This window comes from Vreelandella titanicae, from assembly GCF_014697095.1.
Classification (GTDB): domain Bacteria; phylum Pseudomonadota; class Gammaproteobacteria; order Pseudomonadales; family Halomonadaceae; genus Vreelandella; species Vreelandella titanicae.
The window spans coordinates 279,862-295,027 of record NZ_CP059082.1; the positions used below are offsets into that span (position 1 = coordinate 279,862).

Here is a 15,166-nt window from a genome sequence, read left to right on the forward strand (position 1 = left end):
ATGCTGCGACTGGCCCCAGCACTCATCATTGCCCTGCTAGTACTCCCCGTTGGGGCGGGTCTTATGATGGTGCTGCTGCCTGCGTTTGGCTACTTGCCAGCACTAGGCGGCTATGGCGCTAGTTTAGCCCCCTGGCAAATGCTGTTCGCCCAGCCGGGGCTAGGCCGTTCGGTGGTGGTTAGCTTTGCCAGCGGGTTAGTCAGCACAGCCGTAGCGCTGGTGATTGTGGCGCTGTTTTTAGCCGCCAGTCGAGGCACTTGGCTAGATCGCGGCATACGACGGTTGGTATCACCGCTGCTCGCCATCCCCCACGCTGCTATCGCCTTTGGATTTGCCTTTTTGATTGCCCCTTCGGGTTTGGTGGCACGGCTGATATCGCCGTCGCTAACGGGCTGGGAGAGCCCCCCAGACGCGCTGATCATCAACGATCCCTGGGGGTTCTCCCTGATGGCGGGGCTGGTGCTAAAAGAGGTACCGTTTTTGCTACTGATGAGCCTGGCGGCACTGCCGCAGTTAGCACCGGAGAAACGCTTACTGCTGGCGAGGTCGCTAGGCTATTCCCCCACCATTGGCTGGTTAAAAACGGTGCTTCCCTCACTCTACCCACTGATTCGCCTGCCGGTTTATGCAGTGATCGCCTATGCCACTTCGGTCGTCGATATGGCGTTGATTCTTGGCCCGAAGCTGCCCCCCACGCTGAGCGTGTCTATCTTGAGCTGGTTCAACGACCCGGATATCAGCCATCGTTTTATGGCCTCGGCGGCGGCGGTACTGCAACTGGGCGTCACTGTCGCTGCACTGCTGTGCTGGTGGTTGCTAGAACAACTGATCCGCATATTGACGCGACGCTGGCTGATCAATGGCAGCCGCCAGCGCGGCGAAATCATCCTGCGCATAGTTGGCCGCTCGGCATTACTGTTTTCGAGTATCACAGCGCTGGCGGCCTTGGTTGGGTTGGGGCTATTTTCACTGGCCGGTTTTTGGCGCTTTCCAGAAGTGTTGCCGCAGATGCTAACGCTGGATCACTGGCAACGCAGCGGCTCTATGCTGGTCACGCCACTCGTCAATACGGCATTGATTGGACTTGTTTCTACCGCCTTGGCCACGGTGCTAGTGCTAGCAACGCTGGAAAATGAACACCGTCAGCACATTCAACCCAAGCGCGCGTTATGGTTACTCTATTTGCCCCTACTGGTGCCGCAAATTGCGTTTCTATTTGGGCTAATCGTAGCCGCTGAAAGCCTGGGCATTCGCCCTCAACTTGGTCTGGTTATCGCTGGTCACCTGCTGTTTGTACTGCCTTATGTATACCTCTCCTTGGCCGAAACCTATCGCCAATTGGATCCACGCTGGTTAAAGGTAGCGCGTTCACTGGGGGTGTCACGCAGCTCCGCTTTTTGGCGGGTTCGCCTGCCGCTGTTGCTCGCGCCGCTGTTAACAGCGTTTGCCGTAGGCTTGGCAGTGAGTATTGGCCAATACTTACCCACCCAGTTACTCGGTGCGGGCCGCGTGACCACCGTGACGACAGAGGCAGTCGCGCTTGCCTCTGGCAGTAATCGACGTTTAATCGGCGTCTGGGCATTAGTGCAGGCGGGCCTGCCGTTGATTGGCTTTATGCTTGCGCTAGGGCTGCCCCGTTTATTGGGTACCCACCGCCGTGATTTAGCTACTTAAGAGGGACAATGTGACAGCTTCTTTTTGCGCGCCGCTACGCCTTGAGCAAATTAGCATCGCCCTGGCAGGCCGTGAGTTACTGGCAGTGGATGCCACGATTAGCTCCGGTGAAGTACTCACGGTAATGGGGCCTTCGGGGTCGGGAAAATCCACCTTATTGGCGTATATTGCAGGCTTTCTTGATCGCGAATTCACCGCCAGCGGCGGCGTATGGCTGGGCGAGCGCGATTTGCTCAGCCTTCCCGCAGAACAGCGCAACATCGGGCTTCTGTTTCAGGATCCGCTGCTATTTCCGCACTTAAGCGTGGGCGGCAACTTGCGCTTCGGACTGCCTCGCTATCTAAAAGACAAGCGCCAGCAGGTTACTCAGGCACTTGAACAGGTTGGGCTAGCAGGCTTTGAGTCCCGCGACCCCGCCACCCTTTCCGGCGGCCAGCAATCACGCGTGGCGTTGATGCGCCTGCTGCTCTCCAAGCCGCGGGCGGTGCTGCTGGACGAGCCGTTTTCCAAGCTGGATACGGCGCTGCGCCAGGAGATGCGCACACTGGTATTTAGCCAACTGCGCGAAGCAGGCCTGCCTGCGCTCCTGGTCACCCACGACCACGAGGACGCCAATGCAGCAGGAGGGCCGGTTATTGAGCTCGGCTGACCAACCACCTCGGCTGAGCATCGTGATACCGGTGCTTAACGAGGCCACGGGAATTGAGGCGTCACTGACGCCGCTGCAAGCACTGCGCGACCAGCGCATTGCGATACCCGTTGAGATCATTGTCGTGGATGGCGGGAGCAGTGATGCCAGCGCTCACATTGCCAAACCACTAGCAGATCGAGTGCTCAGTAGCCCAGCCGGACGAGCATTGCAAATGAACCTGGGCGCTCAGCATGCCACTGCGCCCGCACTGCTGTTCCTGCACGCGGATACTCACTTGCCCAAGAACGCCGTTGAGCAGATAACCCAAGCGCTTAACGGCCACGCCTGGGGGCGCTTTGATATTGAGCTTGCAGGCCGCAGCGGCTGGCTGCCCGTGGTGAGCTGGATGATGAACCAACGCTCACGGCTCACCGGCATCGCCACCGGCGACCAGGGCATGTTTATGCGCGCGAGCACTTTCAAAGCAGCCGGTGGTTTTCCCGAACAGCCACTGATGGAAGACATTGAACTGTCTAAACGACTCAAACGGGTGTCTCGGCCCGCCTGTTTGCAGGCGAAAGTGGTAAGCTCGGGCAGGCGCTGGGATGAGGTCGGCGCTTGGAAAACGATCCGCCTGATGTGGCGGCTGCGCTACCGCTACTGGCGCGGCGTTAGCGCAACCCAACTCGCCAAGGAGTATCGCGATGCCCGCTGAAACGCCCCACCTGCACCTGCTAGCCAAAGCGCCGCTGGCGGGGCAAGCTAAAACGCGCCTGTCGCCCCTACTCGGTTTGGAAGGTGCGGCCAACGCCCACGCGGAGCTGGTACGCCACTGCGTCGCAAATGCCTGCAAAGCGCTGCCTGCCGCCAATGTCACACTATGGACAGCGCTTGATCACGCCCACCCGCTGTTTATCGAGCTTCGCGAGGCATTTGGTGTGACGCTAAGCGCCCAGCCAGAGGGTGACTTAGGCGCAAGGGTTCGCCATGCCCTGAACAGTACTCCAGGGCCCGCTATGCTAATGGGCAGTGATTGCCCAAGCATCACCAGCGCGCTAATCACCACCTGCGCACAGCAGCTAGCCAGCTTTGAGGTGGTGATGTTGCCCGCCGAAGATGGCGGCTACGGCTTTGTGGGTACCCGGCAAGACTACCCTGCGTTGTTTGAAGATATCCCCTGGGGTACCCAACGCGTGCTGACCACCACGCAGCAGCGCATTGAAGCATTAGGCCTCCAGGTCGCCTACCCCGCGACTATTTGGGACGTGGATCGCCCTGAAGACTGGCAGCGCTGGAAGGAGCTAGAGAATCTCTAATTAGCCGTTTCAGTGTAAGGAAACGGGCACTCTCCTCACTCAGTGACAACCGATACTTCCCTTATTAGCGCTGGAGTTTTTATTGTGACCCGACAACGTTTGATTATTGCAGCGCTACTGATCACAGCCATTGGCGTGTTTTTCATTAGCGGTGCCCATCAATGGTTCACCCTGGAAACCATCAAAGCATACCAAAGCGACTTCCAAACGGCATTTACTCAAAATCCTTGGCAGGTAGCGGGGATCTTTTTTGCTGTTTATGTGGTGATAACGGCGCTCTCACTGCCGGGCGCCACGCTGATGACCTTACTTGGCGGTGCGCTATTTGGGCTCGGCTGGGGGCTACTGATTGTCTCCTTCGCCAGCACCATGGGGGCCACGCTGGCCTTTCTACTTTCACGGTTTCTTTTCCGTGGCCCTATCGAAAAGCGCTTTCCACGCCAGTTTGCCTCGGTGAATCGCGGCGTGGAGCGCGATGGCGCTCTTTATCTATTTACCCTGCGTTTAGTGCCGGTATTTCCGTTCTTTATGATCAACCTGGTCATGGGTCTAACGCGCATAAAAACCGTCACTTTTTACGGGGTAAGCCAGCTCGCGATGCTGCCCGGCACCGCCATCTATGTGAATGCGGGTGGGCAGTTGGGCGAGCTAGAGAGCCTGGGGGGTATTCTTTCACCGACGCTTATCGCCTCGTTTTTACTGCTGGCCATCTTCCCCTGGATAGCTCGACGCATTGTACAGCTGGTTCAGAAGCGCAAAGCTTATAAAGGTTTTACCCGGCCAGCGGGCTTTGACTACGACATTGTGGTGATCGGCGGCGGCTCAGCCGGGCTGGTTACCAGCTATATCGCCAGCGCCGTGAACGCCAAAGTGGCGTTGGTGGAAAAACACAAGATGGGCGGCGATTGCCTGAATACCGGCTGCGTTCCGTCTAAAGCGTTAATTCGTGCCGCCCGCGCCGCCCATGAGATTCGCACCGCACACCGGTTCGGAGTGACTGCCAGCGAGCCGCAGGTCGACTTTGCCAAGGTGATGGGCCATGTGCATCAGGCGATTAGCGATATCGAACCCCACGACAGTATAGAGCGCTATAACGGCTTGGGTGTTGAGGTGTACCAAGAGCACGCCAGGCTGATCTCGCCCTGGGAAGTACAGGTGGGCAATAAAACGCTGACTGCACGGCATATCGTGCTGGCCACCGGCGCACGGCTCCGGGTGCCGTCGCTAGCAGGTATTGAAAGCGCCCCCGTTTTAACTTCCGAGAACCTCTGGTCGCTCACTGAGTTGCCCAAACGCTTAGTGGTATTGGGCGGCGGCGCCATTGGCTGCGAGCTGAGCCAAAGTTTTGCCCGCCTGGGTAGCCAGGTCACCCTGGTGGAAGGCGTCTCCCAACTGCTGGGCCGTGAAGATCCAGAGGTCGGTGAGCTAGTCGAAAGCACCCTGGCGGGCGAAGGCGTGTCGGTGATGACCGATGCCAGGGCGTTGGAAGTTCTCAACGGAGAGACAGGCTATCAGCTAGTGGTGGAGCATGACGGCGACCGCAAAATACTACCGTTGGACTACCTGCTGGTGAGTGCCGGTCGCCAGGCCAATGTGGAAGGCTTAGGGCTCGAAGCGCTGGGCATCACGACCACCCAAGCGGGCCCCCTTGAACTTAACGAGCGCCTGCAAACCCGCCTACCCAATATCTGGGCCTGCGGTGATTTGGCAGGGCCTTATCAGCTTACCCACGCTGCTGCTCACCAGGCGTGGCATGCGGCCGTCAATGCGCTGTTCGGCGAGCTGAAAAGCTTTGCGGTGGATTACCGCTATATGCCCGCCGTCACCTATGTACAGCCGGAAGTGGCAAGGGTGGGATTAAACGAAAAAGAGGCTAACGCACAGAGCATTGCCTTTGAAGTTACCCGCTACGCCATGGGCGAAAGCGACCGCGCCATCGCCGAAGGCGCCACTCAAGGCTTTATCAAAGTGCTTACCGTGCCCGGCAGAGACAAGATTCTCGGTGCAACCATCGTGGCGGAAAACGCCGGTGAATGGCTGAGCGAATTTACTCTCGCCATGAAACACGGTCTGGGCCTCAACAAACTACTGGGTACCATCCACCCCTACCCCACGCTGGGCGAGGCGGCAAAGGCCACGGCCGGGGTGTGGAAAAACGCCCACAAGCCCGAACGAGTGCTGGCACTATTGAAGCACTACTTCAATTGGCGACGCGGTGACAAGTCAGCTAAAACAATTGATTCCTAGCGCACCAAGTTGAAACATAATTAGGAACAAGAAGCGCGCCTAGTCGTTTCGCCCATTAGCAGGCGGGTGTACTTTGGCGAATGTTTCAATAATTTCGCGCACTACTTTACGCTGGGCAGCGGGAAGCTCCCGGTAGAGTGCCAGCAATTGGCGCTCTTCACTGGTGGATGAAACGTCCCAACTTGCGGAAGGTTCGCTGACCGTATAAGCGGTGCTGGCGCCGTAGCGCAAGTGGTGCGGGTCGACTAACAGCCAGCGAGCCAAAACCTGGAGCTTATCCTGACTGGGGATCGAATCACCACGCAGCCAGCGCCTAACGGCCTGAAACGTGATCGGCTTTCCCCAATAGCGCAGATTAAATTCCCGCTCAAGCACTGACGGCCGCGCTTCGTAACCCGCTGCTTCCAGTGCCGCTTTTAGACGCTCGGCGAACATGATTTTTTCATTCATGCCACCAATGTGAAGCGATTGTTCAATAACAGTTGAATAACGGTTCACCTTTTGATTGAATCATTAATTCAATTTCGAGTTTTCGCTTAGCAGTATTAGGCGAGTTGCTATGCTAAGCGCTGAAATGCGGCGCTTGAGGAGTCATTCAGAATGAGTGGCACACTATCTCCATCGGTGCAAAATCTCGACGACCTGTGTCATAAGCTGGCGCTACTATGCCGCTCGGCAACCCCTCTCGAGCTTTTTGAACTGCTGACCAAAACGCTGCATGCGCTTACCCAGGGTCAACCAGTGGCACTTTATCGCCGCTTAAGCACAGGAAACCTTCGTTTGGCGTACTACTATCCGTTGGAAAGTACCCTCGCCTCTCACCACGCGTTGCTCGCTATTCATTGTTACGACGACCTAGCCGCTTCAGAGCTGCAACTGTATGAACTAAAGGGCGAGCATGAAGTGTGGGGGTATATTGGGCATCCACCTGCGGTTCACGCTGGGCCTGGCAAGTGGATCCAGCTACTCGTCGATCTTGCATCCCAACGCTTACGCTTGTTAAAAGCAGAGCGTATGGTCACTCGCCAATCAGGTTTAAAGTCTCGCCGCAGATTGCTGTCCAGAGATATTAAAAAACTGACTTCCATTGATGATATTTTGCAGCATCATGGCGCTAGCTGGTGCGATATTTTTCAGGCCGAAGGCATTGCGCTGGCTTATCAGGGCGATCTTCACTGCTTTGGCGAGTGTCCCTCGAAGCACCAGTTATTTCATCATTTACAGCTGTTGAATCAACACAATCCCCATGACGAAATCGCCGAGCTGAATGGCAGCTGCCAAGGAGGTTTAGCGGCCCCGCTAAGCGTCGCCAATGCTTCCTTGGGTTGGTTACTACTATTTCGCCAACAGCCGCTACTCCCGGCTCTGGTTGCTGATACGATGCTTCAAGACGTCTTGAGTTATTGGATGCCGCAGGAAGCCTCCATGATGATTGAGCTGGCCGACGATTTAGCCGTGGCCATAACGGCCCAGGAGGTCGTTCATCTCAACCGCCAGTTAACCAAAACCAATCAACGCCTTGAGGGCTTGGCCCACACCGACCCCTTAACAAAATGCTGGAACCGCTACTATACAGAGCTGGTGATTGAGGATTTGATCAATTCGTCAGTCAGTTTTGCCATGTTGATGTTTGATATTGATGATTTTAAAAATATTAACGATACCTATGGGCATGCAACCGGCGATGATATCTTGCGTAATATGGCTCAGTTAGTGCAGGAAACGTTGAGACATGAGGATCACTTTGGGCGTTGGGGAGGTGAAGAGTTCGTCATTATATCCAAGGGGCTTGACCAAGACGCTAGTCTAAAGCTGGCTAACCGGCTCTGCCGCAACGTGGAGCAACACATCTTCGACATCGCTGGCCAATTAACAATCAGTATCGGCCTGACCCTCGCCCAGCCCGGCGACCGGCCTCGCCAGCTATTTGAGCGGGCGGATCAAGGCATGTATCTGGCTAAATTGGCGGGTAAAAACCAAGTCTTTGTCTGTTAATCCCCAACAGCACCTTGCTTCTTCTATAGGCGATGTCCATGCAGCAATTATTACTCATGGGTGCGGGCCATGCCCACGCCTTTGTACTCGAAGCCTTTGCCGAACAGCCTGAACCAAGCATCGCGATTACCGTGGTGAGTGATAGTCCTTTAGCAGCTTACTCCGGCAGCGTACCCGCATGGCTAGCGGGGGAGTGTACGCTGCGCAAGACACAGATCGACGTGGAAGCATTGTGCCAAAGAGCCAATGCTCGGCTAATTCTTTCCCCAGCGAACACGATCAACACCCAGGAGCGTTACGTAGTGCTGGCAAATGGCGAGCGCGTTAACTTTGACGTGGCCTCCGTCAACATCGGTTCGACCCTGACGTCTCCTCAGCAGCATGGGGAGAACCTCCCCAAGCTACTCGCCATGCGCCCATTGAGTAGTCTGCACCAGCGCTGGCAGGCACTGCAAAATGATATTAGCCATTTACCCAGCGGCGGCGCCCAACGGGTGGTAGGCGTTGGCGGTGGCGCTGCGGGCTGTGAAACATTGATGAGCGTACTGGCTCAGTTGCGCAAACAGCGCCCGGATATTGATTGGCAGGGGCATTTGCTCAGCGCCTCTAACGCTCTATTGCCCGATGCCGGGCACGTGCCACGCTGGCTAATGCGACGCGCGCTGTCACAGGCAGGGATTACCGTTCACGTTGAACAACGCGGCGAAACGCTGATTGAAGGCGGAGTAACCACCCAGAACGGTAAACGCATCGATGCGGACATCGTCCTGTGGGCAACGGGGGCTGTCGGCCACCCATGGCTGGCAGGGACTGGGCTGCCGTTGGATCAACACGGTTTTATCCGCGTTGACCATTCACTGAAGGTTAGCGACCAGCCGAATATGTTTGCCGCTGGCGACTGTGCAGCGTTTACCCCAGCGCTGCCCAACGCAGGGGTTTATGCGGTGCGCATGGGGCCACACTTAGCAGATAACCTTCGCCGCGCCTGCCACGGCGAACCATTGCTCCCCTGGCAGCCACCCAAACGGGTGTTGGCACTCATTGGCACTGGCGACGGCCACGCGATTGCCAGCCGCGGAGGCTTTGGGGTATCCGGCAAGTGGGTATGGCAATGGAAAAAGCGGATTGATGCGCGCTTTATCGCCCGCTTCAATCCGCCTTTTGAAGGCTAACTGGCTGAATCAGTTACCTTCGCGCCAGCCGCCTAGCACCCGGCTATCCGGGCCAAAGAAGACCAACCGATCATGGTCAATCAAATACCGATAGGCGGTCTCCAGCATATCCGTGACCCGCTTGGCATCGCCCATTTGCGGGCACGCCATGCGGGTGGTGGCTAACGGGCTAAACTCAATGCGCTGGTTTTCACCGAGTGTTACTTCGCCAGTAAAGCGGTTACAGCCGTCGTGGCCGCTAACTTTGCCCTCTTTTGAAATCTGGAAAAAAGGCGTTTCCGGCATGGAGAGCCGCTCATCGGTGCCCACCAACAGTAGGTTCCAACGCTGTTCAACAATGGCGCCCTCAAGCGAGGCATCGTTGGCGCCCCGTTGTGGTGTAGAACTTGGCCCCGGCGAACTGCTACAAGCACTTAACAGTAGCGCAGCGGAAGCCAACAGTGGTAATAAGCGCCAACCTTTCATGGTGATCGTTCCTTTTGTCATTGTTACCAGCTACCGGTGTTTTCCATAGAAGCCCATGGCTCTTGTGGCGCTAGGGCATCGCCTTTTTGCAGCAACTCCACAGAGATTCCGTCCGGTGATTTAACAAACGCCATATGGCCATCACGAGGTGGGCGGTTAATCGTCACGCCGTTGTCCTGAAGGTGTTGGCAGAGCGCATAAATGTCATCCACCCGATAGGCTAGGTGGCCGAAATTACGCCCACCGGTGTACTCTTCGGGATCCCAGTTATACGTCAGCTCAAGCTCCGGAGCCGTCAGCCGCTCTGAGCGTGGCTCATCTTCTGGTGCGGCCAGAAACACTAGCGTGAAGCGTCCTTTCTCGTTCTCTTTTCGGCGAACTTCTTTAAGACCCAGCAGATCGCAGTAAAAATGCAGCGAAGCATTCAGGTCACTGACACGCACCATGGTATGTAGATATTGCATATCGACTCCTGTTAAAAACGGCCTTGGTCATACTTTACAAAAACGTGACAACAGAAATAAATCGCTGCAACGCTGTATAATTAAATTATAACGTTTATCTTAGCTGGGTTTACCCGTCGGAGAAACCTGTGGATTCAGTCACTCAAGCCGCGCTTGGCGCAGCCATTGGCGGGGCCGTACTGGGCCGCCGCCTTGGCCGTAAGGCCATCCTTATCGGTGCCGTACTCGGCACCCTGCCCGATTTTGATGTAGCGCTGGATTATGGCGACGCTGTGGCTAATGTCACCGAGCATCGCGGTTTTAGCCATTCGCTTTTTGTACTAACAGGGTTAGCCACCCTGTTGGCGCTGCTATGCACACGATTTGCTCCTGCAAAAGATATTAGCCTACCCCGCTGGTGGTGCTTTTTTGCGCTTATTCTGATTACCCATCCTTTGCTTGATGCGCTAACCACTTACGGCACCCAGTTGCTTTGGCCGCTTGATCTTGCTCCCACCGCGTGGCCGATTATTTTTATTATCGATCCGCTCTATACACTGCCGCTGCTATTTACCTTGGGCGTTGCCTTGGTCTCTCAGCGGGTACGCAAAGCCTGCACATGGGGACTGGTCATCACAAGTGTTTACCTAATGATGGCAGCGGGGGCGAAATTAATGGTAGAGCAACGTCTTGCCCCTGCCCTGGCAGAACAGGGTCTTGAAGAGGCTCCGCTACTGATACAGCCAACGCCGTTTAACATTGTGCTATGGCGCGCCACGGTAATCGACGGGGAGCGCTACCATGAAAGCCTGATTAGTGTGTTTGACGGCGACCGTCAACCGCGTTTCGAACCATTAATTCGTAACGCTGGGCTAGAGGCGTTCGCCCTGGCCAGCCAACAGGGAGAGCGTTTAATGTGGTTTGCGGGTTCTTTTTTACGCTATGAAACGCGGCTGCTAGAAGGAAAAGAGACGCTGATCGCTACCGATATTCGGCTCGGCTTCCCAGGCTTCCATCCGTTTAGCTTTACCCTGGCAACGTTAGAGGAAGAACACTGGGTACCGCTTGCGGTAAGCGAACAGTTGGAGAGTACCCGCGGTATTCAGATGCAAACGCTATCGCGCCTCGCCGCTCGTGCCGCAGGTAACACCTCGGCCCTGTGCGCCAGCGATTTCGAGGCGCATGAGTGGCGGGCCGAGCGTGTGGTTTATCGCTGCTGAGCTAGCGCTTTATTAGATTCCTTAGGGAGCAATACCTTGGCCACAGCCGCTATATTGCTCCCCGCCATAGGTCAGCGTAACGCGAGCGGGAAAAGGCTTGCCGCTCATATTATCGAAACAGGCCCCAGCATCGATACGCACGCGGAAAAAGGGCTTCACGTCAGCGTTTTCAATCACGACTCGACCAGCTTCATTGTCCATCACACTAACCATATAAGGTAGCTGGAGACGCTCTTCCCCGTAGTTCGTTTCCATCATCAGTGTCGGCGTGTCATTAGCTAATGCAACCGTCCAGCCCGGTTCGTTACCCTGACCAAAGAACATCACGCCGGGCTTTTCAGCTCGGGTTAAGGCGTCACGCTGCTCGGCCAGCGAGCACTGCAACTGCCCTCGTGGCGTTTCCACTAGCGCCTCGTCACCCCGGTTCCAGAAGCTGATCTCACCATCTTGGTAGCGGGCGCCGCTGGCCACGACGGCTTGGGGCAACCGCCATGCGCCGTGCAGCGACCATAGGCGCAAATCGTTGGCGTTGGTGGCAGCCACTAAGTGCTGCTGAGCGGGTTCGCAGTGCCACGCATCAAAACGCTGGGCAGAGCCGGGAAAAAGCGCCGAGGGCAGAAAGGGTGCCCGGTTATCCAGCGTTGCTTGGTTAGCGGCTTTAGTTTCTGTGGAGGGCGTGGCTGCACACCCCCCGAGTATCACCATCATACCGACTGCGGCGATGGCCCCACCCCATGCTTTTAACGTATTCATATGCCATGCTCCCTATATAACTAATTCTATTGCTTGCTGAACTTCTTACCCACGTTTGAACGCCTGCAGATCATGCGTATCGATACTTTCCACCTGCGGGGGCAACCCCAGCTCTTCGCGTTTGATTTTAACCTGCATTTTTTCCGCTAGCCGTTCGGCGTCATCATCGGTAGTGCGCCCATTAAGCTCCGCCAACTGCGCCATGCCCTGGTGATAGAAAGTGAGCAGATCCAGCGCCGTGCGGTTGCTCTCTTCCACCGCTTTGCGCAGTTGCGAAAGATAGCCACTGACTTGCGACAAATGATGTTTGAGTTGCCAGACATAGCGCACCTCCGTCATCCATGGGCGCTCACGCAACACGGCAAATAGCGCGCTGGTGGCCAATAGCCCAAGTAGCACGCCTAGGGCATTGAGCCATAGGCTGCTGCCAAAGGTGGAGGTAAGGAGCATTGAGAACAGGAGGCCAAAAATAATCAGTTGCCCCGCCATGGCAAAGCTGATCATGCGGGCTTTGCGGCGGTAGGTCTCGGGGTCGTGATGTTCTAGGGTAAATACCATGGCCAGCCTCATTATCGCTGCAAACGTCCTATGATACGGGGCTGGCCAGGGCAAACAAGTAATAGCGTTTACAAAAGCAATTACGCCAAACGCTCCGCGGCCGTTTTGAGTAAGTGTTCGGTCGTTTCCCAGCCCACGCAGGCGTCGGTGACCGATACGCCGTAGCGCATGGCGCCAGGCTTGAGCGGCTGCTTGCCTTCGAACAGGTGACTTTCCAGCATCAGCGCGACCAGGTTGGCTTCGCCTGCCTGACGCTGCGCCAATACATCCAGCATCACTTCACTCTGGCGGCGATGGTCTTTACGCGCATTGGCATGGCTGCAATCCACCATTAGCCGTGGGTTTTGCCCAGCATTACGCAGCGCAGTGGTTGCTGCACGTACGTGTTGTGTCTGATAGTTCGGCTCGCCGTGCCCGCCACGCAGCACCACGTGGGTGTGCGGGTTGCCTGCAGTTTGCTGGACGATCGGGTAGCCTTGCGGGTCTACCGCGAAACGCTGGTGCGGGTGGGCCGCCGCACTCATGGCATCGATAGCCACTTGTACATCGCCACTGGTGGCATTTTTGAACCCCACCGCCGCTGACAAATCACTGGCCAGCTCACGGTGCAGTTGCGATTCGGTGGTGCGTGCGCCAATCGCCACCCAGCTTAGTAAGTCGTCTACGTAGGGCGCCAGCATCGGTTGTAAAAGCTCGGTAGCCACCGGCAAGCCGCGAGTGGCTACGGCATGCATCAGTTCACGAGAGAGCGCCAAACCGCGCGGCATATCACCGCTGCCATCCAAGCCTGGGTCGTAGGCCAGCCCTTTCCAGCCCACAGTGGTGCGCGGCTTTTCAACGTAGACGCGCATGACCGGCAAAATACGTTCGCTGATCTCTTCGCTAAGCACAGCCAGGCGGTCGGCGTATTCCAGCGCTGCATCTGGGTCGTGAACGGAGCAAGGGCCAACGACAACGAGCAGGCGGTCATCGTGACCACTCAAAATTTGCTGTACGGCGTGGCGCTGGCGGGCAATTTGCTCACTTAGCGGGTCGCTTAACGAGATACGTTGCCTGAGTTCGGCGGGGGTAGGCAGCCGCTTTGCATTGGGCTCAGGCGCTGAGGGCGTTAGCCGGGAAGTAGCATGGGCAGTGGATACAACGGTTTTATTAATAACAGGGCTGACAGACGCATTCATGATTAATTCTCCGCAATCGTGTGACATCGTATGGTTGTGTGACCACCCAAGTGAACACGGTCGGAGGTGGCAGCTAGCACCGACCGCGCGTCGCTAAATCGCCAGCTATAGCCATAACCCACAAAGCTGGTAGCGAAAGCGTTAGTCAGTGCGCGATAAATCATGATGCTGCTCCTTGATGAAATAATGGTGAATAACTATTGCCGAAAATCGCTCAGTCTATAAATCGCTGGGGCCCCAAAACGCCAGAAGCCCCGACGGGGTTACCGACCGGGGCTTCTGTGCTTGCGGCAGGCAACCGAGTGGTGTGCCTGGTGGCGCGACGTTAGGCGTCGGCCAGGGGCACACCGTGGCTAAACCAATACCCATAAAACGCAAAACCACCAACCAATTCTGGTTGTGGGTTCACTGTATGTGGTGTGGTTAGTCGTTGCATGCCCATATTCCGCTAGATTCTGTTAGTTACGCTGGCAATAACTAGCCCCAGTGAATCGTTTGACAGGGCTGCCGCCATGGCGTTGTCGTTTTATCCTGCCTGCAAGCGCTGCAAATGGCAACACTCAACCGCTAAAAGCTTGTACCCAACCAATAGTAGCGGGCAGCGCGCTCATGCTAACCAGCACCACCAAGCCTAGAAAGATGGACAGGAAACCAGAATCGTCTTTAAAGTTTTCGTCGTGTTGGGCCATGTTAGCCTCCTTTTTTGACAACGCTATATCAGGGGGAGCGTTACAACGCTGCGGTCATATTAAGTAGAACGGGGTGCGTAGGCAAACACATCCGAAAACACCCGCTCAAGCTTTATGCCTTTTGTGTCGAGCACATCCAGGCAGGCGTAGACCATGTTGGGCGAACCCGAGATATAAACATCATGGGTTTCTGGCGTGATATCTGCGGTTTTCAACACCTGATCAATACGACCCAGGTGATGGGCAATCCGCTCGCCCGCTGCTAACGGCTCTTCCAAGGGCGATTCGGTTACCGCATGAAAGCAGACATTGGCGTGGGTTTGCGCCCACTGGCTGGCCAGTTGCTCTAAATAGAGGTCGCGGTGTTCGCGGGCGGCCCACCACAGCGAAATTTCTCGTTCGGGCTGTTCATGCAGTACCGCTTCGACAATGGCTTTCATCTGGGAGAAACCGGTTCCTGCTGCAATCAGCAGCAGCGGTCTTTCGCTCTCACGATCAAGCACGCACTCACCGCCGGGCAAACGCAGCGTGAGCTGATTGGCTACCTGCAGCAGTTCCCGCAGCCGCGCTGAGTTATCCCGCTCCGGCCAGTGTTGAATATGCAGCTCGATAACACCATCGCTGCGATCGGCACTGGCGATCGAAAACGGCACCCAGGTGGTGTCATCCAGCTTAAGCTCTAAATACTGCCCCGGCGCATGCTGCATGGCTTCGGCGCGCCCAGTTAGCGTCACGCCAAACACATCGGGGCTTAAGTTCTCAACCTCGGTGACTTGGCAAGTCAACGTCCTTGCACTCATGAAAGCCTCTTTTTACAAATTTGGT

The 15,166-nt window shown here is 56.2% G+C and carries 16 protein-coding genes; 8 read left to right on the forward strand and 8 right to left on the reverse strand.

Annotation, left to right across the window (positions count from 1 at the left end; all coding sequences use genetic code 11):
* From HZS52_RS01265 to HZS52_RS01285, 5 genes are all read left to right on the forward strand, one after another.
* Positions 1-1,674, forward strand: coding sequence for an ABC transporter permease (locus HZS52_RS01265; RefSeq protein WP_190374035.1), 1,674 nt, complete (start codon positions 1-3; stop codon positions 1,672-1,674).
* A 10-nt stretch (positions 1,675-1,684) separates the two neighbouring features.
* A complete protein-coding gene (locus HZS52_RS01270; RefSeq protein ID WP_190374036.1) occupies positions 1,685-2,323 on the forward strand; it encodes an ATP-binding cassette domain-containing protein in 639 nt (212 codons plus the stop codon).
* Entirely contained in the window at positions 2,289-3,020 is a 732-nt protein-coding gene (locus HZS52_RS01275; protein WP_022520167.1) for a TIGR04283 family arsenosugar biosynthesis glycosyltransferase, read from the forward strand. Before HZS52_RS01270 ends, HZS52_RS01275 begins: the two co-directional genes overlap by 35 nt.
* On the forward strand, positions 3,010-3,621 hold the full coding sequence (locus tag HZS52_RS01280; RefSeq protein ID WP_027957783.1) for a TIGR04282 family arsenosugar biosynthesis glycosyltransferase: 612 nt from the start codon (positions 3,010-3,012) through the stop codon (positions 3,619-3,621). The genes HZS52_RS01275 and HZS52_RS01280 overlap by 11 nt, the downstream gene beginning before the upstream one ends.
* Before the next feature lie 84 nt (positions 3,622-3,705).
* Positions 3,706-5,868, forward strand: coding sequence for an FAD-dependent oxidoreductase (locus HZS52_RS01285; RefSeq protein WP_190374037.1), 2,163 nt, complete (start codon positions 3,706-3,708; stop codon positions 5,866-5,868).
* A 39-nt stretch (positions 5,869-5,907) separates the two neighbouring features.
* Here the strand turns inward: HZS52_RS01285 and HZS52_RS01290 are convergent, their stop codons facing one another.
* Positions 5,908-6,303 carry a transcriptional regulator gene (locus HZS52_RS01290; RefSeq protein WP_276316028.1) on the reverse strand — a complete coding sequence of 132 codons (396 nt, stop codon included), beginning with the start codon at positions 6,301-6,303 and terminating at the stop codon, positions 5,908-5,910.
* A gap of 165 nt (positions 6,304-6,468) precedes the next feature.
* Here HZS52_RS01290 and HZS52_RS01295 point away from each other — a divergent pair, with 165 nt between their 5' ends.
* Positions 6,469-7,863, forward strand: a complete 1,395-nt coding sequence (locus HZS52_RS01295) for a GGDEF domain-containing protein (RefSeq protein ID WP_190374038.1) — start codon at positions 6,469-6,471, stop codon at positions 7,861-7,863.
* 32 nt (positions 7,864-7,895) lie between these two features.
* Complete coding sequence (locus HZS52_RS01300) at positions 7,896-9,035, forward strand: FAD-dependent oxidoreductase (RefSeq protein WP_190374039.1); 1,140 nt, start codon at positions 7,896-7,898, stop codon at positions 9,033-9,035.
* Positions 9,036-9,044: 9 nt separating this feature from the next.
* Here the strand turns inward: HZS52_RS01300 and HZS52_RS01305 are convergent, their stop codons facing one another.
* Positions 9,045-9,500 carry an META domain-containing protein gene (locus tag HZS52_RS01305; protein ID WP_035537745.1) on the reverse strand — a complete coding sequence of 152 codons (456 nt, stop codon included), beginning with the start codon at positions 9,498-9,500 and terminating at the stop codon, positions 9,045-9,047.
* A 23-nt stretch (positions 9,501-9,523) separates the two neighbouring features.
* Entirely contained in the window at positions 9,524-9,964 is a 441-nt protein-coding gene (gloA, locus tag HZS52_RS01310) for a lactoylglutathione lyase (protein ID WP_022520174.1), read from the reverse strand.
* Between the two features lie 128 nt (positions 9,965-10,092).
* Between gloA and HZS52_RS01315 the strand changes: the two genes are divergently transcribed.
* A complete protein-coding gene (locus tag HZS52_RS01315) occupies positions 10,093-11,163 on the forward strand; it encodes a metal-dependent hydrolase (protein ID WP_190374040.1) in 1,071 nt (356 codons plus the stop codon).
* Between the two features lie 21 nt (positions 11,164-11,184).
* On the opposite strand, the gene HZS52_RS01320 is transcribed toward HZS52_RS01315, so the two are convergent.
* The 5 genes from HZS52_RS01320 to HZS52_RS01335 all read right to left on the reverse strand — a co-directional run bounded on the left by HZS52_RS01320 (position 11,185) and on the right by HZS52_RS01335 (position 15,141).
* Complete coding sequence (locus HZS52_RS01320; protein WP_190374041.1) at positions 11,185-11,916, reverse strand: MliC family protein; 732 nt, start codon at positions 11,914-11,916, stop codon at positions 11,185-11,187.
* Positions 11,917-11,961: 45 nt separating this feature from the next.
* Entirely contained in the window at positions 11,962-12,474 is a 513-nt protein-coding gene (locus HZS52_RS01325; RefSeq protein ID WP_022520177.1) for a DUF3087 family protein, read from the reverse strand.
* 80 nt (positions 12,475-12,554) lie between these two features.
* Complete coding sequence (locus HZS52_RS01330) at positions 12,555-13,652, reverse strand: 3-deoxy-7-phosphoheptulonate synthase (protein ID WP_190374042.1); 1,098 nt, start codon at positions 13,650-13,652, stop codon at positions 12,555-12,557.
* Between the two features lie 560 nt (positions 13,653-14,212).
* Complete coding sequence (locus tag HZS52_RS24590; RefSeq protein ID WP_261377686.1) at positions 14,213-14,341, reverse strand: hypothetical protein; 129 nt, start codon at positions 14,339-14,341, stop codon at positions 14,213-14,215.
* A 59-nt stretch (positions 14,342-14,400) separates the two neighbouring features.
* A complete protein-coding gene (locus HZS52_RS01335; RefSeq protein WP_027957775.1) occupies positions 14,401-15,141 on the reverse strand; it encodes an FAD-binding oxidoreductase in 741 nt (246 codons plus the stop codon).
* Positions 15,142-15,166 lie beyond the last annotated feature (25 nt).

Coding starts and splice junctions, on each gene's coding strand:
- HZS52_RS01280 (WP_027957783.1), top strand. CDS start 3,010: ATGCCCGCTGAAACGCCCCACCTGCACCTGCTAGCCAAAGCGCCGCTG.
- HZS52_RS01265 (WP_190374035.1), top strand. CDS start 1: ATGCTGCGACTGGCCCCAGCACTCATCATTGCCCTGCTAGTACTCCCC.
- HZS52_RS01325 (WP_022520177.1), bottom strand. CDS start 12,474: ATGGTATTTACCCTAGAACATCACGACCCCGAGACCTACCGCCGCAAA.
- gloA (WP_022520174.1), bottom strand. CDS start 9,964: ATGCAATATCTACATACCATGGTGCGTGTCAGTGACCTGAATGCTTCG.
- HZS52_RS01300 (WP_190374039.1), top strand. CDS start 7,896: ATGTCCATGCAGCAATTATTACTCATGGGTGCGGGCCATGCCCACGCC.
- HZS52_RS01305 (WP_035537745.1), bottom strand. CDS start 9,500: ATGAAAGGTTGGCGCTTATTACCACTGTTGGCTTCCGCTGCGCTACTG.
- HZS52_RS01290 (WP_276316028.1), bottom strand. CDS start 6,303: ATGTTCGCCGAGCGTCTAAAAGCGGCACTGGAAGCAGCGGGTTACGAA.
- HZS52_RS01275 (WP_022520167.1), top strand. CDS start 2,289: ATGCAGCAGGAGGGCCGGTTATTGAGCTCGGCTGACCAACCACCTCGG.
- HZS52_RS01330 (WP_190374042.1), bottom strand. CDS start 13,652: ATGAATGCGTCTGTCAGCCCTGTTATTAATAAAACCGTTGTATCCACT.
- HZS52_RS01320 (WP_190374041.1), bottom strand. CDS start 11,916: ATGAATACGTTAAAAGCATGGGGTGGGGCCATCGCCGCAGTCGGTATG.
- HZS52_RS01335 (WP_027957775.1), bottom strand. CDS start 15,141: ATGAGTGCAAGGACGTTGACTTGCCAAGTCACCGAGGTTGAGAACTTA.
- HZS52_RS24590 (WP_261377686.1), bottom strand. CDS start 14,341: ATGGCCCAACACGACGAAAACTTTAAAGACGATTCTGGTTTCCTGTCC.
- HZS52_RS01295 (WP_190374038.1), top strand. CDS start 6,469: ATGAGTGGCACACTATCTCCATCGGTGCAAAATCTCGACGACCTGTGT.